A 15,787-nucleotide genomic window follows, 5' to 3' on the forward strand; every position below is an offset into this window, starting at 1 on the left:
CATGGCCGAACTGTTCAAGAACATCTACTGGGCCGACATCGGCCAAGCCTGCCTGGAAACCCTGAGCATGCTCGTGGCTGCACTGGGCTTTACCGTGCTGCTGGGGTTGCCGCTGGGCGTGCTGTTGTTTCTCACCGGCAAGCGCCAGTTGCATGAGGCGCTGGTGGTGTATCGGTTGCTGTCAGTGGTGGTCAACGTGCTGCGTTCGCTGCCGTTCATCATCCTGCTGATTGTGTTGATCCCGCTGACCACCTTGCTGGTGGGCACGTCCCTTGGCGTGCCGGGCACCATTCCGCCGCTGGTGGTGGGCTGTACGCCGTTCTTTGCGCGGCTGGTGGAAACCGCGCTGCGTGAAGTGGATCGCGGTGTTGTCGAGGCCACCCAATCCATGGGCGCCAGTACCTGGCAGGTGATCCGCCACACGCTACTGCCGGAGGCTCGCGGTGGGCTGCTGGCGGCAGTGACCGTGACCGCGATTGTGCTGGTGGACTACACCGCCATGGCCGGCGTGATCGGTGGCGGCGGCCTGGGTGACTTGGCGATTCGCTACGGCTACCAGCGGTTCCAGACCGATGTGATGGTGGTCACCGTGGTGTTGCTGTTGGTGCTGGTGCAGGCCCTGCAAATGACCGGTGACCGTTTGGTGGCGCGTTACAGCCGCCGTTGATTCCTATAACAACTGCCTTCGGAGCATGTATGAAAAAGTCCCTGGCCATTTTGGCTGCTGTCCTGTCGTTGAATGCCTTTGCCAATGAAAAGCTGGTGGTGGGCGCTACGCCTGTGCCCCACGCGGAAATCCTCGAGTTCGTCAAACCGGTGCTGGCCAAGGAGGGCGTAGACCTGCAGATCAAGGTCTTCACCGACTTTATCCAGCCCAACCAGCAATTGGCGCTGAAGAATATCGACGCCAACTACTACCAGTACCGCCCATTCCTCGATGACTACAACAAGACCCGTCACACCGACCTGGTGCCGGTGGTGGGTGTGCATATCGAGCCGTTTGGTGCGTATTCGACGCGGATCAAGAACATTTCGGAGCTTAAGGATGGCGCCACCGTGTCGATCCCCAATGACCCGGTCAACACCGGCCGTGCCTTGGTGCTGCTGGATGAAGCCGGCCTGATCAAGCTCAAGGACCCGAGCAACACCCTGAGCACCCCGCGCGATATCGTGGAAAACCCCAAGCACCTGAAAATTCGTGAGCTGGAAGGCGCCTTGCTGGCCCGCTCGGTGAGCCAGGTGGACCTGGCGTTTGTGTTTGCCAACTACGCACTGGAGGCGGGGATCGATACCAACAGTGCGTTGATTGTGGAGAAGGGTAAATCCTTGTACGTCGAGTATTTGGTGGCGCGGCCGGACAACATCAACGACCCGCGTATCCAGAAGCTGGCGAAGGCGTTGAATTCCGATGAGGTGCGCCAGTTCATCCTGACCCGTTACAAAGGCCAGATCGCCCCTGGGTTCTGAGTCCAACACCGATCAACTGTGGGAGCTGGCTTGCCTGCGAAAGCGGTGGGTCAGCTTGCACATCTGCTACTGATACATCGCTTTCGCAGGCAAGCCAGCTCCCACCTTGATTGGATTGTCACTTCAGGATTTGGGGGTGGGCTCCAACAACTGTGCACCTGGCCCGCACTCGCCGAGCTTGTCATCCTGATTACGCAACGGACACGCCTCCATCGACAGGCACCCGCACCCAATACAGCCATTGAGCTTGTCCCGCAGCAGCATCAGTTTATTGATGCGCTCATCCAGGTCTTCCCGCCACAGCGCGGACAAACGATCCCAATCCTGCGCCGTGGGCGTACGCCCATCCGGCAAGGCCTGCAACGCCTCGCCGATCGTTGCCAGTGGTATGCCCAAACGCTGGGCGATCTTGATCACCACCACACGGCGCAGCACATCCCGTGGATAGCGGCGCTGGTTGCCGGCATTGCGGTTGCTCTTGATCAGCCCCTTGGCTTCATAGAAATGCAGGGCCGTGACCGCGACGCCACTGCGGGCGGCGAGTTGGCCGACGGTGAGTTCCTTGTTGAGCATGAAAAAACTCCCAAACAGCGCTTGACCTTGACTTAACTAGAGGTTTTACCCTGCCTGGCATCGAATCGCAAGATTCTGCCTACAGAGAAAGGGGAGTGTTCATGCAGGTATCAGAGAAAAGTCGCAGCTTCACTCAATTGATCGAGTTTCAGATCGAGCCCCGGCAGCAACGGGCCCTGGTGGCGGCGTTGACCACTCAAAGCGAACGCCTGGCCCAAGGCCATGGCGGCTTTATCAATGCGAGTGTGCAAGTCAGCGATGACGGCCGGCGGGTGCTCAATTATCTGCAATGGCGCTCGCGCGAGGATGGCGAGGCGGCCTTCAAATGCTTCGAGCACGGTGAGGAGGATTTCTGGACGCTGATTCGCGCCCACCAGGCCACGGCCGTGACCTTCGGCTCATTCCAGGTGCTGCGAAGTTTCGAGCGCAGCCATGACAACGCGTTGCACTGCCGACTAAATGGATAGGTGCAACATGCGCTCGCCCTGCACGTTTTCGCCTGGACGGCGCTTGTTCACCGCCAGCTCGCCGATCTTGATCAGGCGTGTGCGCGTGACGTTGCGGCTCAAGCCCAGCAGATTGGCGGTGTGCACCTGGTTGTAGTGGCTGAACCGGTAGGCGGCGCGGAGCAGGGCGTCCTCGACCTTTTCATGCAGGGCCCCGGCCTGTTCCTCGAACAGCTTTTGGAAGGCCCGCGCCAGCAACGCTTCGGCGCTGTTGTCAGTGCCGTGCTGGCTGTCGTCCTGACGTTCGATGCGCATGTTCGACAGGCGCAAATCGTCGCGTTCGATCACGCCGTCGCGGCAGATCAACAGGGTGTGGTGGATCACGTTTTCCAGCTCCCGGATGTTGCCCGGCCAACTGTAGCTCTTGAGTTTTTGCTCGGCCTCGCGGCTGATGGTGATCGGCCCGTAACCCAGGCGCTGGCTGTAGGCTTCGATGAAATGCCGGGTCAGCGGCAGAATATCGCCTGGCCGGTCACGCAAGGGGCTGAGCTCCAGGCTGACCACGTCGAGACGGTAGTAGAGGTCCTCGCGGAAATGCCCGGCGTTGATGGCTTTTTCCAATTGCACGTTGGTGGCGGCAAGCACCCGCACATCAATCGGAATGCTCTTGCGCGACCCCAGGCGTACAACTTCGCGCTCCTGTAGGACGCGCAGCAGCTTGACCTGGATCGCCATCGGCAAATCGCCGATCTCATCCAGGAACAACGTGCCGCCGTCGGCCTCTTCGAACCAGCCGGCCTTGGCACTGAGGGCGCCGGTGAAGGCGCCTTTTTCGTGGCCGAACAGCTCGGCTTCCACCAGGGATTCGGAAAACGCCCCGCAGTTTACCGCCACGAATGGCCGGTTGCGCCGCGCGCTGAGGTTGTGGATATGCCGTGCCACCAGCTCTTTACCGGTCCCGGTCTCGCCGATGATCAGCACGCTGGCTTCGCTGGGCGCCACTTGCTGGATATGGTCGAGCAGCGCCTGGGATTTGGGGTCTTCAAAGACCTGGGCCGTGGCGCGGATCGACGTCGCGAGGGCGGGCGAGGGCGGTAGGGTCAAAAGCTGCATGGGCACCTCTCTTAGGAATAGAACGTTGGAATCGGCAGGGATTGGTTCAACGCCCAATCCCCGAGTTCGTGGAGCTTGTAGTCCACCGGGTCGTGCAGGGTTTGCGTGCGCAGGTTGCGCCAATGACGGTCCAGGCGCAGCGATGCGTGGGTCGAGCGCGCGCCGGTGACTTCGAACAAGCGGCTGCACAGGTCGAGGCCTTGGCGGGTGGCGGCGACCTTGGCGGTGGCGATGGCGATAGCGAGTTGGCCGCGCTCGTTTTCGCTGAGGTTCGGGCCCTTTGCCCAGGCTTGGTCGAGCAACTCGGTGGCGCGTTCCACCAGCAGGCGCACACCTTCAAGGGCGATCCAGAATTCACCGTAGTGGTGCAGTACGTAAGGGTCCTGGCGCACATCTTCGGCACTGGATTTATGCCACGAACGGGTTTCGGTGAGCGTGTAGTTGCGCGCTTCTTCGAAGGCGCCTTCGGCAATACCGAGGAACATATGCGTGAAGGTCAACTGGGCGATCAACGGGCGCAGGCAGGCAAAGGGCGTGCTGAGCGGGCCAGGGTCGAGCAGCAGTTCGGATTCTTCGACGCGCACCCGTTCGAAGCTCGCGCTGCCGCTGTCGGTCTGGCGCTGGCCGATGTTGTTCCAATCGTTGTGCAACGTGATGCCGCTGCGGCCGCTGGGGATGGCGGCGATCAGCAGTTTGCCGCCGGCGGTTTCATCCACCGCCGAGGCGATCAGCATTTCCGAGTCGCTGGCGCCGGAGCAGAAGCTCTTTTTGCCGGAAAACTCGCGCCAGCCGCCGAAATCCTTGACCACCGTGCGCGTGTCCAGCGGGTTGAGGGCGTTGCCCCAGAACCAGTTTTTGCGTGCGGTCTGTTCGAACCAGGGCTGCCATTGGTCCGGGCGTGAAAACAGGCGCACGGTGGCGAGCATCAGGTGGTGAAAACCGAAGACATGGGCGATCGAGCTGTCGACCTTGGCGAATTCGCGCACGATGCCGAGGGTGTCACTCCAGCGCGCGCCGAGGCCGCCGTACTGGGTGGGAATACTCATGGCCAGCAGGCCGCTCTGGCGTAGGGCGTCGCGTTCGGCTTTGGGCGTGCCGCCACGCTCGTCACGCTCGACGGCGGTGAGGGCGAATTCGGCGGCCAGCAGTTTGGCGGTCTGCAAGGGGGAGGGCAGGACGCTGTGGGGTTTGGCTGTCACGGGGTTTCCTCTATTTGCCTTGTAGGCGCTGGCTTGCTGTGGTGAGCAGGCTTGCCCTGCGCTGGGCTGCGAAGCAGCCCCCTTGCATCGGCGGCGAACCCGGCGGGGGACAAGCCCCACTCACCACAACAAGCCGGCTCCTACAGCAGAGCAGCAGTTCAGGCCTTTGTCGTCGGCAATACATCGTTGGCAATCATTTCGCCGAATGGGCCAGTGAGGTTGGTGACGCCGCGCCCGGCAAGGCTGGCATAGGGTTCCGGCAGCAACGGGAACACCAGCTCGGCAAAGCGATAGGCTTCTTCCAGGTGCGGGTAGCCGGAGAAGATGAAGCTCTCGATCCCCAGGTCGGCGTACTCCTTGATGCGCTCGGCGACTTGCTGCGGGTTGCCGACCAACGCGGTGCCGGCACCGCCGCGTACCAGGCCGACGCCGGCCCACAGGTTGGGGGCGATTTCCAGGTTGTCGCGGCGCCCGTCATGCAGGGCGGCCATGCGGCGCTGGCCTTCGGAATCGAAGCGCGAGAAGGATTTTTGCGCGGCGGCGATGGTTTCGTCGCTGATGTGCTCGATCAGCTTGTCGGCGGCTTTCCAGGCGTCCTCTTCGGTCTCGCGCACGATCACATGCAGGCGGATGCCGAATTTCACGGTGCGCCCGTGGCGTGCGGCGCGCTCACGCACATCCGCGAGTTTTTCCGCGACGGCGGCCGGCGGTTCGCCCCAGGTCAGGTACACATCGACCTGTTCGGCGGCGAGGTCGTGGGCGGCATCGGAAGAACCGCCGAAATACAGCGGCGGATAGGGCTTCTGTACTGGCGGATAAAGCGCCTTGGCGTTCTGTACGCGCAGGTGTTTGCCTTCAAAATCCACTGATTCGCCCTGCAATACGCGGCGCCAGATCTGAAGGAATTCGTCGGAGACTTCGTAGCGTTCGCTGTGGTCAAGGAAACTGCCGTCGCCGCGGTTTTCGTCGGGGTCGCCGCCGGTCACCACGTTGATCAGCAGGCGGCCGTTGGACAGGCGGTCCAGGGTCGCCGCCATGCGCGCCGAGACAGTGGGCGAGATGATGCCCGGACGAATGGCCACCAAGTAGCGCAGGCGTTCGGTCAACGGCACCAGCGCCGAGGCGATGACCCAAGAGTCTTCGCACGAGCGCCCGGTAGGAATCAGCACGCCGTGGTAACCCAGGCTGTCAGCCGCCTGTGCGACTTGCTTCAGGTAATTGAGAGTGACCGGCCTTGCACCTTGTGTGGTGCCCAGGTAATGACCGTCGCCGTGAGTGGGCAAAAACCAGAAAACATCCATGACAAATCCTTACGCGATTTTCAGCAGAGAGGGGGAGTGCGCAGTGAACAACGGTGCTGCACGTTCTGCCGCCAGTTGAATACGGGCTTTTAATAGTTCGCTGGTTATTTGGTAGTCGGTGAAGTCCGCCTCGGTGGCGTACACGCCGATGGGTAGGGTCAGCGCCTGGAAGAAGCTGAACAGCGGACGCAACTGATGATCGAGGACCAGCGCGTGACGTTCACTGCCGCCGGTTGCAGCCAGGAGCACGGGTGTGTTGATCAACGCGTTGAGGCCGATCAGGTCGAACAAATGCTTGAGCAAACCAGGGTAGGAGCCGCGATAGACCGGCGCCGCGACGATCAGCAGGTCGGCCTGTTCGATGGCTAACAGTTGCGCCTCGACGTCGGCGGGCACTTCATTGCGCGACAACGCGCCGCCGAGAGGCCGAGCGATGTCGCCCAGCTCGATCAGGGTGGTCTCGATCGGCAGCAACGTAGCGAGTTCAGCCAGTACAGCCTGGGTCAGTACGAGGGTGCGGGACGGACGCCAGGTTCCGCCAGAGAGGGCAACGACATTCAGGGGACGGGTCATGAACAGTTCCTTTTTCAACAGTGGTTCATAGCAGGTGGGTGCAACCTGTTGAGCAAGAGCTGTACCAACGGGTGCAGGTCTTGAACGACGTGGGTTGCAGGCTCACTGCTGAAAAGTGCGGGTGTTGGCTGCCTGGTGATTTGTTGAATGACTGTTGCTAGCGCAACAGTTGCGTGGGCAACAGTGCTGTCGCGGTGCAGCACCATTTATAGAGGGTTACTTTTATTCCGTAAATGAACGTATTTCCATATTTATAGATCATAAGGAAATATAAAGGGGTCGCTATCGAAGCTGCTCAAGCGGTTGATAGCAACTATCACGGCAGGTGATTTTTCCCTGCGCGAGGGCGGGAGTAGCCTGTGTTCATTGACTCGAAACCTCCTTTTGCAGGGCCACCGCCATGAACCGATTCCTCGCTGTTTCCTTATTGATTGTCAGTGCTGTCCTTGCCGGATGTGCGACCCATCCATCGCCAGAAATGCGCCCTTACACTGCCGAAGAAACCAAACAGTTGGCCCTGGAAGCGCTGAGTCGTCGTGGTTTGTCCTTTGATGAATATCAACAGCAGCGCGCTGCACTGACCGGCCAGCCACAGAAACCCTTCGGCTTTGATCGCCAGGGTGAAATGAATGCCGAACGCAGCGTGACCCTGCATGGTCGTCCCAGTTGAGCCCGCGTCCAGCGGCAAAAAGCCCGAGGTTTCCCTTTAGGAACCTCGGGCTTTTTGTTTTCCATGGGGCGACTTCAGCCTGTTAAGCTGAATTTCAGGAGCGTTCCTACGCACATTTACATAAAGTGGTCCTTCTTTAATGGCATTCGATCGGTTAAACCTGACGACCTCTGTCCCGGTCCGTGCCCCTGAGACGCTGCTCTCGGGAACCTGCTCTGCGAGTTTTTAACGTCATGAATAAACGTCCGTTGTATTTCGACTACGCCGCCACCACCCCGGTGGACGAGCGGGTCATCCAGGTGATGGTCGAGTGTCTGGGCTTCAATGCCAATTTCGGTAACCCTGCGTCCAGTTCCCATGCGTTCGGCCAAGCGGCTCGGCAAACGGTTGAACAGGCGCGTCGTCAGGTGGCCGAGTTGGTCGGTGCCAACCCGGAACAAATCGTCTGGACGTCCGGCGCCACGGAATCCAACAACCTTGCGATCAAGGGCGTGGCCCAGGCGCGGGGCGTGGCAGGTGGGCATATCATCACCAGCCAGATCGAACACAAGGCCACCCTGGATACCGCGCGACAACTGCAGGAAGCCGGCGTGGCCGTGACCTACCTGGTGCCGGATGCCGATGGCTTGATCAGCGCCGATGCTGTCAGTGAAGCCATGCGCGAGGACACTTTCCTGGTGTCGCTGATGCTGGTGAATAACGAATTGGGCACCCTCAACGACATCCCTGCCATCGGCGCTCGCGTGCGTGAGCACGGTGCGTTGTTGCATGTGGATGCGGCGCAAGGGGCGGGCAAGGTGGCGATCGACCTGGCGCAGTGGCCGGTGGACTTGATGTCGTTTTCGGCCCACAAGCTGTATGGCCCCAAAGGCATTGGCGCTTTGTATGTCGGCCCGCGGGCGCAGCAGAAAGTGTTGGCGCAGATTCACGGCGGCGGCCACGAAGGTGGCCTGCGTTCCGGTACGTTGGCAACGCATCAGATTGCCGGCATGGGCACCGCATTTGCTTTGGCGGCGGCGTCTTTTGCCGAAGAAAAGGCGGTGATCGTGGCTCTGCGCCAACGCCTGTTGGACCAGTTGGCGTCGGTAGCCGGCGTGCGCCTCAATGGCAGCGCCACGCAACGTATTCCACACACCCTGAGCCTCACGTTCAGTGAAGGCGAATTCAATGCCGCTGGGTTGAGTGCAGGGATCGCGTTCTCTGCGACGTCCGCCTGCAATTCGGCGAGCAATGCGCCGTCCCATGTGCTGCTTGCCCTGGGCCATGATGCACGCAGCGCTGGCCGTACGATTCGCTTGAGCCTGGGCCGGTTTACCACCGAACAGGATATCGACCAGGCGGTGCAGTTGATCAAGGCATCCCTGGCCAGTGCACCGGCCTTCTGGGCGGTCTGATTCATTTATCGCAACACATAATAATTATTCGTGGTTAGCAGGAGACACAATGAGTACGCAGCCCTTGACCCATGGAACGGTTCCCCAGCGCCTGGCGCATACCCGTGAACTGATGAGCCGCGAGGGCGTTCACGCCCTGCTGGTGCCGTCGGCCGACCCGCACCTGTCCGAATACCTGCCGGGTTACTGGCAGGGGCGGCAATGGTTGTCGGGGTTTCATGGTTCGGTGGGGACGCTGATTGTCACTGCAGACTTCGCCGGTGTGTGGGCCGACAGCCGCTACTGGGAACAGGCGACCAAGGAACTCAAGGGCAGCGGCATCGAATTGGTCAAGCTGCAGCCGGGCCAACCCGGTCCGCTGGAGTGGCTGGCCGAGCAGACGCCGGAAGGTGGCGTAGTCGCTGTGGACGGTGCGGTGATGGCCGTGGCCTCGGCGCGCACCCTGGGCGCCAAGCTGGCAGAGCGCGGCGCACAACTGCGTACGGATATCGACCTGTTGGATGAAGTCTGGCAAGACCGCCCGGCGTTGCCGAACCAGCCGATCTATCAACATTTGCCACCGCAGGCCACTGTCAGCCGTGGTGAAAAACTCGCCGCGCTGCGCGCCACCTTGAAAGAGAAGGGCGCCGATTGGCATTTCATTGCAACCCTGGATGACATCGCCTGGCTGTTCAACTTGCGCGGTGGTGATGTTTCCTTCAACCCGGTGTTTGTGTCCTTTGCGCTGATCAATCAGCAGCAGGCCACGTTGTTCGTGGCACTGAGCAAAGTCGATGCTGAGCTGCGGGCGGTGTTGGAGCAGGATGGCGTGACGCTGCGCGATTACAGCGAAGTGGCTGACGCGTTGCGCGCGGTGCCTACGGGCGCCAGCTTGCAGGTCGACCCTGCTCGTGTCACCGCTGGCCTGCTGGAAAACTTGGATGCTGGTGTCAAGCTGGTCGAAGGGCTTAACCCGACCACATTAGCCAAGTCCCGCAAGAGCCTGGCCGACGCGGAACATATCCGCCAAGCCATGGAGCAGGATGGCGCGGCGCTGTGCGAATTTTTCGCCTGGCTGGACAGCGCACTGGGCCGTGAGCGCATCACCGAACTGACTATCGACGAGCACCTGACCGCCGCGCGCACCCGGCGCCCCGGTTATGTATCGCTGAGTTTCAACACCATCGCGGCCTACAACGCCAATGGCGCGATGCCGCATTACCATGCCACTGAAGAAGAGCATGCGCTGATCGAAGGTGATGGCCTGTTGCTGATTGACTCGGGTGGCCAGTACCTGGGTGGCACCACGGATATCACGCGGATGGTGCCTATCGGCACGCCGAGTGACGAGCAGAAGCGTGACTGCACCCGCGTACTCAAGGGCGTGATCGCCTTGTCCCGTGCACACTTCCCGAAAGGGATCCTGTCGCCCCTGCTGGACGCCATTGCCCGCGCGCCGATCTGGGCGGAAGGCGTGGACTACGGCCACGGCACCGGGCACGGCGTAGGTTATTTCCTCAACGTGCATGAAGGTCCGCAAGTGATTGCCTATCAGGCTGCCACGGCGCCGCAAACGGCGATGCAGCCAGGGATGATCACCTCCATTGAGCCGGGTACTTACCGTCCGGGTCGTTGGGGCGTGCGCATCGAGAACCTGGTGCTCAACCGCGAAGCGGGCAAGACCGAGTTCGGCGAGTTCCTCAAGTTTGAAACCCTGACCTTGTGCCCGATCGATACGCGCTGCCTGGAGCCCGCGCTGCTGACGGCGGACGAGCGCGAGTGGTTCAACGCTTACCACGCTGAGGTGCGTGCGCGGTTGAGCCCGTTGCTCAGTGGTGCCGCGCTTGAGTGGCTGCAGGTACGCACCGCGGCTATTTGATCGGCTGCAGTTCAGGGGCTTGGGCCAGGGCGTCGGCCATATAGTCGACGAACGCCTTGACCCGGGCTGACTGGCGACGGTTGGGCGCCGACACTGCATGGATTGGCAGCGATTGCGCGGTGTAATCCTGCAACAGCGCGACCACACGGCCGGCCTTCAAATCGTCGTAGAACAACCATAGGGGCGACAGCGCAATGCCGAGCCCCGTCAACACCATTTCCCGCACCGCTTCGGAATTGTTGCTCTGGGCGTTGCCGGTGATGCGCACGCTGTGCCGTGTGTTCTCCTTTTCGTAAACCCACTGGTTCTGGCTGCTGAGCAGGTTGAAGAGCAGGCAGTTGTGCTGGCTGAGCGCCTGCGGGGTTTGCGGTGCGGGATGGCGGGCCAGGTAGTCCGGGCTGGCCAGGGTGACGCGGTGGGTAGTACCGATCTGTCGTGCGATCAAGCCACTGTCGCGCAATTCGCCAATTCGCAGAGTAACGTCCAGGCCTTCGCTGACCATGTCCTGCAGGTGATCGTTGAGTTGCAGGTCCACCTGCACGTCAGGGTATTGCTGCAGGAAATCGCTGAGGCGTGCAGCAATATGCAGGCGCCCGAAACTCACCGACGAACCGATACGCAAGGGACCGGCGATCGCCTCTTTGCCGGTCTGGAAGCTGTGTTCGGCCGCGTCTACCGCGGCGAGGATTTCGCGGCAATGGCTGTAGTACCGTTGACCTTCGTCGGTCAGGGACAGTTGGCGCGTACTGCGGGCAATCAACTTGCCGCCCAGTTCGGTTTCCAGGGCGCGCAGTATTTTGCTGATGGTAGGTTGGGTGGTCTGCATTTCTCGGGCGACGGCGGAAAAACTGCCGCGTTCGATCACCCGAACGAAAATTGCCATTGCGTTGAGTTTGTCCATGAGCTGTCCAATTCATGCCGACAGGGCATGGGCACTATAGCTTTTTAGCGTCTTATCGGCATGAGTCGGCAGGCGGATCATGGGCTTCATCCTTCTATGATGCGAGATCGCCAACATGACTGATATGCACGCCTTGATTGTGGACACCGTGGACGCGCCGTTTCGGCTGACGACAATGCCCAAACCAGTGGCCGGCACTGGCCAAGTGCTGGTCAGGATTCGCGCCAGTGGCCTTAACCCATTGGACGGCAAAATTCGCGCAGGCCAGGCTGCCCATGCCCGCCAACCTTTGCCCGCAGTACTCGGGGTGGACTTGGCGGGCTCCGTAGAAGCCGTCGGCCCGGGCGCCGGTGAGTGGCAGGTAGGCGATGATGTGTATGCGTTGGCAACCGGGATTGGCGGCGCACAGGGCTCGCTGGCGGAATATGCGGCAGTTGATGCTCGTTTGCTGGCGAAGAAACCCGGGACCTTGAGCATGCGTGAAGCGGCGGTGTTGCCGCTGGTGTTGATTACGGCATGGGAGGGGTTGGTGGACCGGGCCCAGGTAGGTTCTGGACACAAAGTGTTGATCCAGGGTGGTGCCGGTGGTGTAGGGCATGTCGCGGTGCAATTGGCGCTTGCCTATGGCGCTCAGGTGTATGCCACTGGCTCTGCCAGGCATCGCTCGGTTATCGAGGGGCTGGGCGCAACGTTCATCGACTATCAGCAGCAGACGGTTGAAGCCTATGTCGCGCAGTACACCGCGGGTGAAGGTTTCGACATTGTGTATGACACCGTCGGCGGGGAGACGCTGGATGCATCCTTCCGAGCGGCCAGGACCTATTACGGTCATGTAGTGAGTTGCCTGGGATGGGGGCAGCACAGCCTGGCGCCATTGTCGTTTCGTGGGGCGAGCTACTCTGGCGTGTTTACCCTGTTACCGTTGTTGACCGCAAAAGGGTGTGAACATCACGGGCAGATCCTTTCCGAGGCCGCGCGATTGATCGATGCCGGCAAGCTCAAGCCGATCATGGATGGGCGTCAATTCGATTTGCACAGCGCAAACGCCGCTTACGATCTGCTTGCAAGCGGCGCGCAAGGGCGCTTGGCGATCGAGATCTAACTCAAGGCTTCGCGCACGAAATCCAGACGGTCCTGACCAAAGAACAACTGTTTGCCTACAAACATGCTGGGTGCACCGAACACGCCGCGTTGAACGGCCTGTTCGGTGTTGTCTTTGAGGGCAGCCTTTATACGTTCGTCATTAGCCAGTGCCAGCAGCTCATCCGGGTCAAATCCGTGCTCGGTGAGCACGGCAGCTACCACGGTGGGGTCTCCCAAGTGACGGCCATCGACCCAGAGGGCGCGGAACAGGCAATCGATAACGTCCAGGAAACGTTCAGGGTGGTGCAATTGGACGCCAGTGATCGCGCGCATCAATACCAGGGTGTTGATGGGAAAATGCGGGTTGAACTGGAGCGGCACGTTATAGCGACGGGCATAACGTGCCAAGTCATCAAACATGTAGCGGCCCTTGGCAGGAACGGTGATTGGAGAGGCGTTGCCAGTGGCCTTGAACACGCCGCCCAACAGCATGGGCTTGTACACCAACTGCGTACCGGTTGCCGCGCACAACGCCGGCAGTTGGGTGTAGGCCAGGTAAGTGGCAGGGCTGCCGAGGTCAAAGAAGAATTCCAGGGTTTTACTCATGGTTGATGCTCGCTGCTTATTGTTATGGGGGCATGCTTACCAGGTTTCATTCCAGGGGCGCAGATCCAGTTCGAAGGTCCAGGCGTCGCGTGGCTGGCTATGCAGGTACCAATAGTTATCGGCGATGTGCTCGGGGTTGAGGATGCCGTCCTGGTCCTTGAGCGCGTATTTCTGCGGGAAATTGTCGCGAATGAAGTCGGTGTCGATGGCGCCGTCGACCACGATATGGGCGACGTGGATGTTCCTGGGGCCCAATTCCCGCGCCATGCTCTGCGCGAGCGCCCGAATTCCGTGCTTGGCCCCGGCGAATGCGGCAAAGCCTGCACTGCCGCGCAAACCAGCGGTGGCGCCCGTGAACAGGATGGTGCCGCGATTACGAGTGACCATGCGCTTGGCCACTTCACGTGCATTCAGGAAACCCGAAAAACAGGCCATCTCCCAGATCTTGAAATACTTGCGCGCGGTTTCTTCGAGGATGCTGCACGGTACGTTGGCGCCGATGTTGAACACGAAGGCCTCGATGGGGCCCAGGTCGGTTTCGATGTGTTCGATCAGTGCGATGACGTCGTCTTCCTTGCGCGCATCGCAGGCGAACCCATGGGCCTCGCCGCCTGCAGCTTGAATACTGTCTACCAGCGGCTGCAATTTGTCGGCACTGCGGCGTGTCATGCAGGCCACATAGCCTTCGCGGGCAAAGCGTTTGGCAATGGCGCCGCCGGTTGCATCACCGGCGCCCACTACCAATACGATTTTCTTGTTGTGCGTCATGGGAACTCCGTTGGCTCGATAGTCGAGCAGGAGTTTAGACGCAGCGCTGCGAAGGGTTGGATTTGTATCTGGAATTTAAATAGGAGCAGTCAGGGGGTGACTGCTCGAGCAACTATTTACAGATGACGATCATGCTGCGGCTGGTGTAGCCGGCGGGGTTGAGGCCGAAGGGGTAGTCCCCGGGTTCCTCGGAATTGTCACCGGACTTTGCGATTACCCGGTAGCCCTTGGCGCCGCACGAGTTGGTTGCACTGGTGTAGCACTGGTCCCAGGAAGAAGACAGGCCGGAGCAGTTGATATGTAGCCCTTTTTTGCCACGTTTTACTTCTGTCTTGGTGGTCGCGGCACAGCCAGCAATGGCCATGACCATTAACAGTATCAAAATTCGCTTCATTCCTATCCTTAATAGCCGCCTCGCAATGCTATGGGCCGGCTCTACTCGCTCTCGGGCGTAGCGTTCGCGCTGTCCTTGTCGAAATTCTCCATGAATGACATTCGTTTACGGCTTAAACATGGCCTAAATGCGCGCTAAATACCAGAGCTACATTCAAACAGACTTCAATCGGCGGGCACCAACGGCTTTGACTCGCTGCGCATCGTCACGGTGGCCCCTACGGAGGCCAGGATGATGCAAGTGATTGCCAGCCATTGTGCGAGGGAGAGGTGCTCGTGCAGGAAAAACAGGCCGGAAAGGGCACCGAAAGCGGGTTCGATGCTCATGAGCGTGCCGAACGTACGGGCGGGCAGGCGTGTGAGCGCGACCATTTCCAGGGTGTAGGGCAGGGCGGTGGACAGGATGGCGACACCGATGGCGACCGGGATCAGTGCGGGCGTCAGCAATGCACTGCCTGCGTGGACGATGCCGATAGGTGCGACAAACAACGCCGCGATCATCACGCCGAGAGCCGCTGTTTGCACGCCGTTGTCATTACCCGCTTTCTGGCCGTAGAGAATGTAGAGCGCCCAGCAGACACCTGCCCCCAACGCGTAGCTTGCACCCAATAGGTCGATGCCGCTGCTGGTTTCCCCCATGGGGATGAGCAAGAGCAGGCCGACGATTGCCAGGGCGATCCACAGGAAGTCGACGGCACGCCGAGAGGCGTAGATGGCGACGGCGAGCGGTCCGGTGAATTCTAGGGCGACCGCGATTCCAAGAGGCACGCTGCGCAGGGACATATAGAAGAGGAAGTTCATGCCACCGAGCGCCATCCCGTAGACGATGACGGTACGAAGGGATTTGGCCGTCAGCTTTGCGCGCCACGGGCGTAATAGAAGCAACATGATTACGCTGGCGAAAATCAAGCGTAGGGCGGTGGTGCCTTGTGCACCGACGACAGGGAACATGCTTTTGGCCAGCGAGGCGCCGGATTGAATGGACGCCATGGCGATCAACAGCAGGCCGACAGGGAATAACGTCGAGGCCAGGCCGCGGGAGGAGGTGGTCATTGGGGGTGTTCGTCCAAAGTCATATTAAGAGAAGCATGGGCGCTATGATGCTTAACTGTTCGACGTTGAGCAATATATTGCTCAGTTATCCTATTCGGTGGCTTATAAAGGGTGGTCCTGGAGGTTTTCTGGTTCTTTGATAGAAAAACCAAATTAAGGGTTGACGGCAGATTCTGGAAGTCTATAATTCGCCCCACTTCCGGCGCAGTCGAAACGGAAAACTCCTTGGTAAACAAAGGGTTACGCAGAATTCGACAGCGACTTGCTTCAGATCATCGAAGCCCAGAAGGAGTTGGTAGAGCAGTGTTGTTGGCTCTATTAACGTTTCGATCTTCTCGGTCGAAAGCGGAGAAAAAGAGGTGTTGACAGCAGCGTGTAACGCTGTAGAA

Annotated in this window: 18 protein-coding genes; 7 read left to right on the forward strand and 11 right to left on the reverse strand. The window is 60.2% G+C overall.

The genetic code is table 11. The features are described 5' to 3' along the window. Position 1: 1 nt before the first annotated feature. Both KHP07_RS29285 and KHP07_RS29290 read left to right on the forward strand, forming a co-directional pair. Positions 2-667 carry a methionine ABC transporter permease gene (locus KHP07_RS29285; RefSeq protein WP_099493837.1) on the forward strand — a complete coding sequence of 222 codons (666 nt, stop codon included), beginning with the start codon at positions 2-4 and terminating at the stop codon, positions 665-667. 29 nt (positions 668-696) lie between these two features. After that, entirely contained in the window at positions 697-1,467 is a 771-nt protein-coding gene (locus KHP07_RS29290; RefSeq protein WP_214498496.1) for a MetQ/NlpA family ABC transporter substrate-binding protein, read from the forward strand. Positions 1,468-1,590: 123 nt separating this feature from the next. Here KHP07_RS29290 and soxR read toward each other — a convergent pair whose 3' ends face one another. Continuing rightward, positions 1,591-2,040, reverse strand: a complete 450-nt coding sequence (gene soxR, locus KHP07_RS29295; protein WP_078047715.1) for a redox-sensitive transcriptional activator SoxR — start codon at positions 2,038-2,040, stop codon at positions 1,591-1,593. 101 nt (positions 2,041-2,141) lie between these two features. Here soxR and KHP07_RS29300 point away from each other — a divergent pair, with 101 nt between their 5' ends. Beyond that, positions 2,142-2,507 (forward strand): antibiotic biosynthesis monooxygenase, encoded by a 366-nt coding sequence (locus KHP07_RS29300; RefSeq protein WP_078047716.1) that lies wholly within the window; start codon positions 2,142-2,144, stop codon positions 2,505-2,507. On the opposite strand, the gene KHP07_RS29305 is transcribed toward KHP07_RS29300, so the two are convergent. The 4 genes from KHP07_RS29305 to msuE form a co-directional block, all read right to left on the reverse strand. Then, positions 2,496-3,599 carry a sigma-54 interaction domain-containing protein gene (locus KHP07_RS29305; protein ID WP_078047717.1) on the reverse strand — a complete coding sequence of 368 codons (1,104 nt, stop codon included), beginning with the start codon at positions 3,597-3,599 and terminating at the stop codon, positions 2,496-2,498. The two genes, KHP07_RS29300 and KHP07_RS29305, sit on opposite strands and share 12 nt — an antisense overlap. Positions 3,600-3,610: 11 nt before the next feature. After that, positions 3,611-4,798, reverse strand: a complete 1,188-nt coding sequence (locus KHP07_RS29310; RefSeq protein ID WP_214498497.1) for an acyl-CoA dehydrogenase family protein — start codon at positions 4,796-4,798, stop codon at positions 3,611-3,613. A 158-nt stretch (positions 4,799-4,956) separates the two neighbouring features. Continuing rightward, a complete protein-coding gene (gene ssuD, locus KHP07_RS29315; protein ID WP_010211585.1) occupies positions 4,957-6,099 on the reverse strand; it encodes an FMNH2-dependent alkanesulfonate monooxygenase in 1,143 nt (380 codons plus the stop codon). Positions 6,100-6,108: 9 nt separating this feature from the next. Further along, the gene (gene msuE, locus KHP07_RS29320) at positions 6,109-6,672 is read right to left on the reverse strand and encodes an FMN reductase (RefSeq protein WP_078050890.1); all 564 of its coding nucleotides are present in this window, start codon (positions 6,670-6,672) and stop codon (positions 6,109-6,111) included. Positions 6,673-7,072: 400 nt separating this feature from the next. Here msuE and KHP07_RS29325 point away from each other — a divergent pair, with 400 nt between their 5' ends. The 3 genes from KHP07_RS29325 to KHP07_RS29335 all read left to right on the forward strand — a co-directional run bounded on the left by KHP07_RS29325 (position 7,073) and on the right by KHP07_RS29335 (position 10,594). Then, complete coding sequence (locus tag KHP07_RS29325) at positions 7,073-7,342, forward strand: hypothetical protein (protein ID WP_078047719.1); 270 nt, start codon at positions 7,073-7,075, stop codon at positions 7,340-7,342. Between the two features lie 233 nt (positions 7,343-7,575). Then, positions 7,576-8,736, forward strand: coding sequence for a cysteine desulfurase family protein (locus KHP07_RS29330; RefSeq protein ID WP_078047720.1), 1,161 nt, complete (start codon positions 7,576-7,578; stop codon positions 8,734-8,736). Positions 8,737-8,785: 49 nt separating this feature from the next. Then, entirely contained in the window at positions 8,786-10,594 is a 1,809-nt protein-coding gene (locus KHP07_RS29335) for an aminopeptidase P family protein (protein ID WP_214498498.1), read from the forward strand. Here KHP07_RS29335 and KHP07_RS29340 read toward each other — a convergent pair. Then, positions 10,587-11,495, reverse strand: a complete 909-nt coding sequence (locus KHP07_RS29340) for a LysR family transcriptional regulator (RefSeq protein ID WP_099493832.1) — start codon at positions 11,493-11,495, stop codon at positions 10,587-10,589. The genes KHP07_RS29335 and KHP07_RS29340 overlap by 8 nt on opposite strands. A 115-nt stretch (positions 11,496-11,610) precedes the next feature. On the opposite strand from KHP07_RS29340, the gene KHP07_RS29345 reads away from it, so the two are divergent. Continuing rightward, on the forward strand, positions 11,611-12,597 hold the full coding sequence (locus KHP07_RS29345) for a zinc-dependent alcohol dehydrogenase family protein (RefSeq protein ID WP_214498499.1): 987 nt from the start codon (positions 11,611-11,613) through the stop codon (positions 12,595-12,597). On the opposite strand, the gene KHP07_RS29350 is transcribed toward KHP07_RS29345, so the two are convergent. The 5 genes from KHP07_RS29350 to KHP07_RS29370 form a co-directional block, all read right to left on the reverse strand. Continuing rightward, positions 12,594-13,184: a 2-hydroxychromene-2-carboxylate isomerase gene (locus tag KHP07_RS29350; protein WP_099493830.1), complete on the reverse strand. Its 591-nt coding sequence runs from the start codon at positions 13,182-13,184 to the stop codon at positions 12,594-12,596. The genes KHP07_RS29345 and KHP07_RS29350 overlap by 4 nt on opposite strands. Before the next feature lie 36 nt (positions 13,185-13,220). Next, positions 13,221-13,952 carry an SDR family oxidoreductase gene (locus KHP07_RS29355; protein WP_099493829.1) on the reverse strand — a complete coding sequence of 244 codons (732 nt, stop codon included), beginning with the start codon at positions 13,950-13,952 and terminating at the stop codon, positions 13,221-13,223. A gap of 112 nt (positions 13,953-14,064) precedes the next feature. Further along, positions 14,065-14,346: a hypothetical protein gene (locus KHP07_RS29360; RefSeq protein ID WP_016980214.1), complete on the reverse strand. Its 282-nt coding sequence runs from the start codon at positions 14,344-14,346 to the stop codon at positions 14,065-14,067. A gap of 164 nt (positions 14,347-14,510) precedes the next feature. After that, a complete protein-coding gene (gene rhtA, locus KHP07_RS29365; RefSeq protein WP_214498500.1) occupies positions 14,511-15,398 on the reverse strand; it encodes a threonine/homoserine exporter RhtA in 888 nt (295 codons plus the stop codon). A 181-nt stretch (positions 15,399-15,579) separates the two neighbouring features. Next, positions 15,580-15,787: hypothetical protein (locus tag KHP07_RS29370; protein ID WP_214498501.1), on the reverse strand; the 208-nt coding region annotated here is incomplete at its 5' end.

The organism is Pseudomonas sp. VS40 (assembly GCF_018587885.1).
Classification (GTDB): domain Bacteria; phylum Pseudomonadota; class Gammaproteobacteria; order Pseudomonadales; family Pseudomonadaceae; genus Aquipseudomonas; species Aquipseudomonas pergaminensis.

Excerpts from the sequence above, each read along its gene's own strand:
- KHP07_RS29340 (WP_099493832.1), bottom strand. The coding sequence starts at position 11,495 with ATGGACAAACTCAACGCAATGGCAATTTTCGTTCGGGTGATCGAACGC.
- ssuD (WP_010211585.1), bottom strand. The coding sequence starts at position 6,099 with ATGGATGTTTTCTGGTTTTTGCCCACTCACGGCGACGGTCATTACCTG.
- soxR (WP_078047715.1), bottom strand. The coding sequence starts at position 2,040 with ATGCTCAACAAGGAACTCACCGTCGGCCAACTCGCCGCCCGCAGTGGC.
- KHP07_RS29325 (WP_078047719.1), top strand. The coding sequence starts at position 7,073 with ATGAACCGATTCCTCGCTGTTTCCTTATTGATTGTCAGTGCTGTCCTT.
- KHP07_RS29330 (WP_078047720.1), top strand. The coding sequence starts at position 7,576 with ATGAATAAACGTCCGTTGTATTTCGACTACGCCGCCACCACCCCGGTG.
- KHP07_RS29300 (WP_078047716.1), top strand. The coding sequence starts at position 2,142 with ATGCAGGTATCAGAGAAAAGTCGCAGCTTCACTCAATTGATCGAGTTT.
- KHP07_RS29285 (WP_099493837.1), top strand. The coding sequence starts at position 2 with ATGGCCGAACTGTTCAAGAACATCTACTGGGCCGACATCGGCCAAGCC.
- KHP07_RS29355 (WP_099493829.1), bottom strand. The coding sequence starts at position 13,952 with ATGACGCACAACAAGAAAATCGTATTGGTAGTGGGCGCCGGTGATGCA.
- KHP07_RS29345 (WP_214498499.1), top strand. The coding sequence starts at position 11,611 with ATGACTGATATGCACGCCTTGATTGTGGACACCGTGGACGCGCCGTTT.
- KHP07_RS29360 (WP_016980214.1), bottom strand. The coding sequence starts at position 14,346 with ATGAAGCGAATTTTGATACTGTTAATGGTCATGGCCATTGCTGGCTGT.
- rhtA (WP_214498500.1), bottom strand. The coding sequence starts at position 15,398 with ATGACCACCTCCTCCCGCGGCCTGGCCTCGACGTTATTCCCTGTCGGC.
- KHP07_RS29335 (WP_214498498.1), top strand. The coding sequence starts at position 8,786 with ATGAGTACGCAGCCCTTGACCCATGGAACGGTTCCCCAGCGCCTGGCG.
- KHP07_RS29305 (WP_078047717.1), bottom strand. The coding sequence starts at position 3,599 with ATGCAGCTTTTGACCCTACCGCCCTCGCCCGCCCTCGCGACGTCGATC.
- KHP07_RS29350 (WP_099493830.1), bottom strand. The coding sequence starts at position 13,184 with ATGAGTAAAACCCTGGAATTCTTCTTTGACCTCGGCAGCCCTGCCACT.
- KHP07_RS29290 (WP_214498496.1), top strand. The coding sequence starts at position 697 with ATGAAAAAGTCCCTGGCCATTTTGGCTGCTGTCCTGTCGTTGAATGCC.
- msuE (WP_078050890.1), bottom strand. The coding sequence starts at position 6,672 with ATGACCCGTCCCCTGAATGTCGTTGCCCTCTCTGGCGGAACCTGGCGT.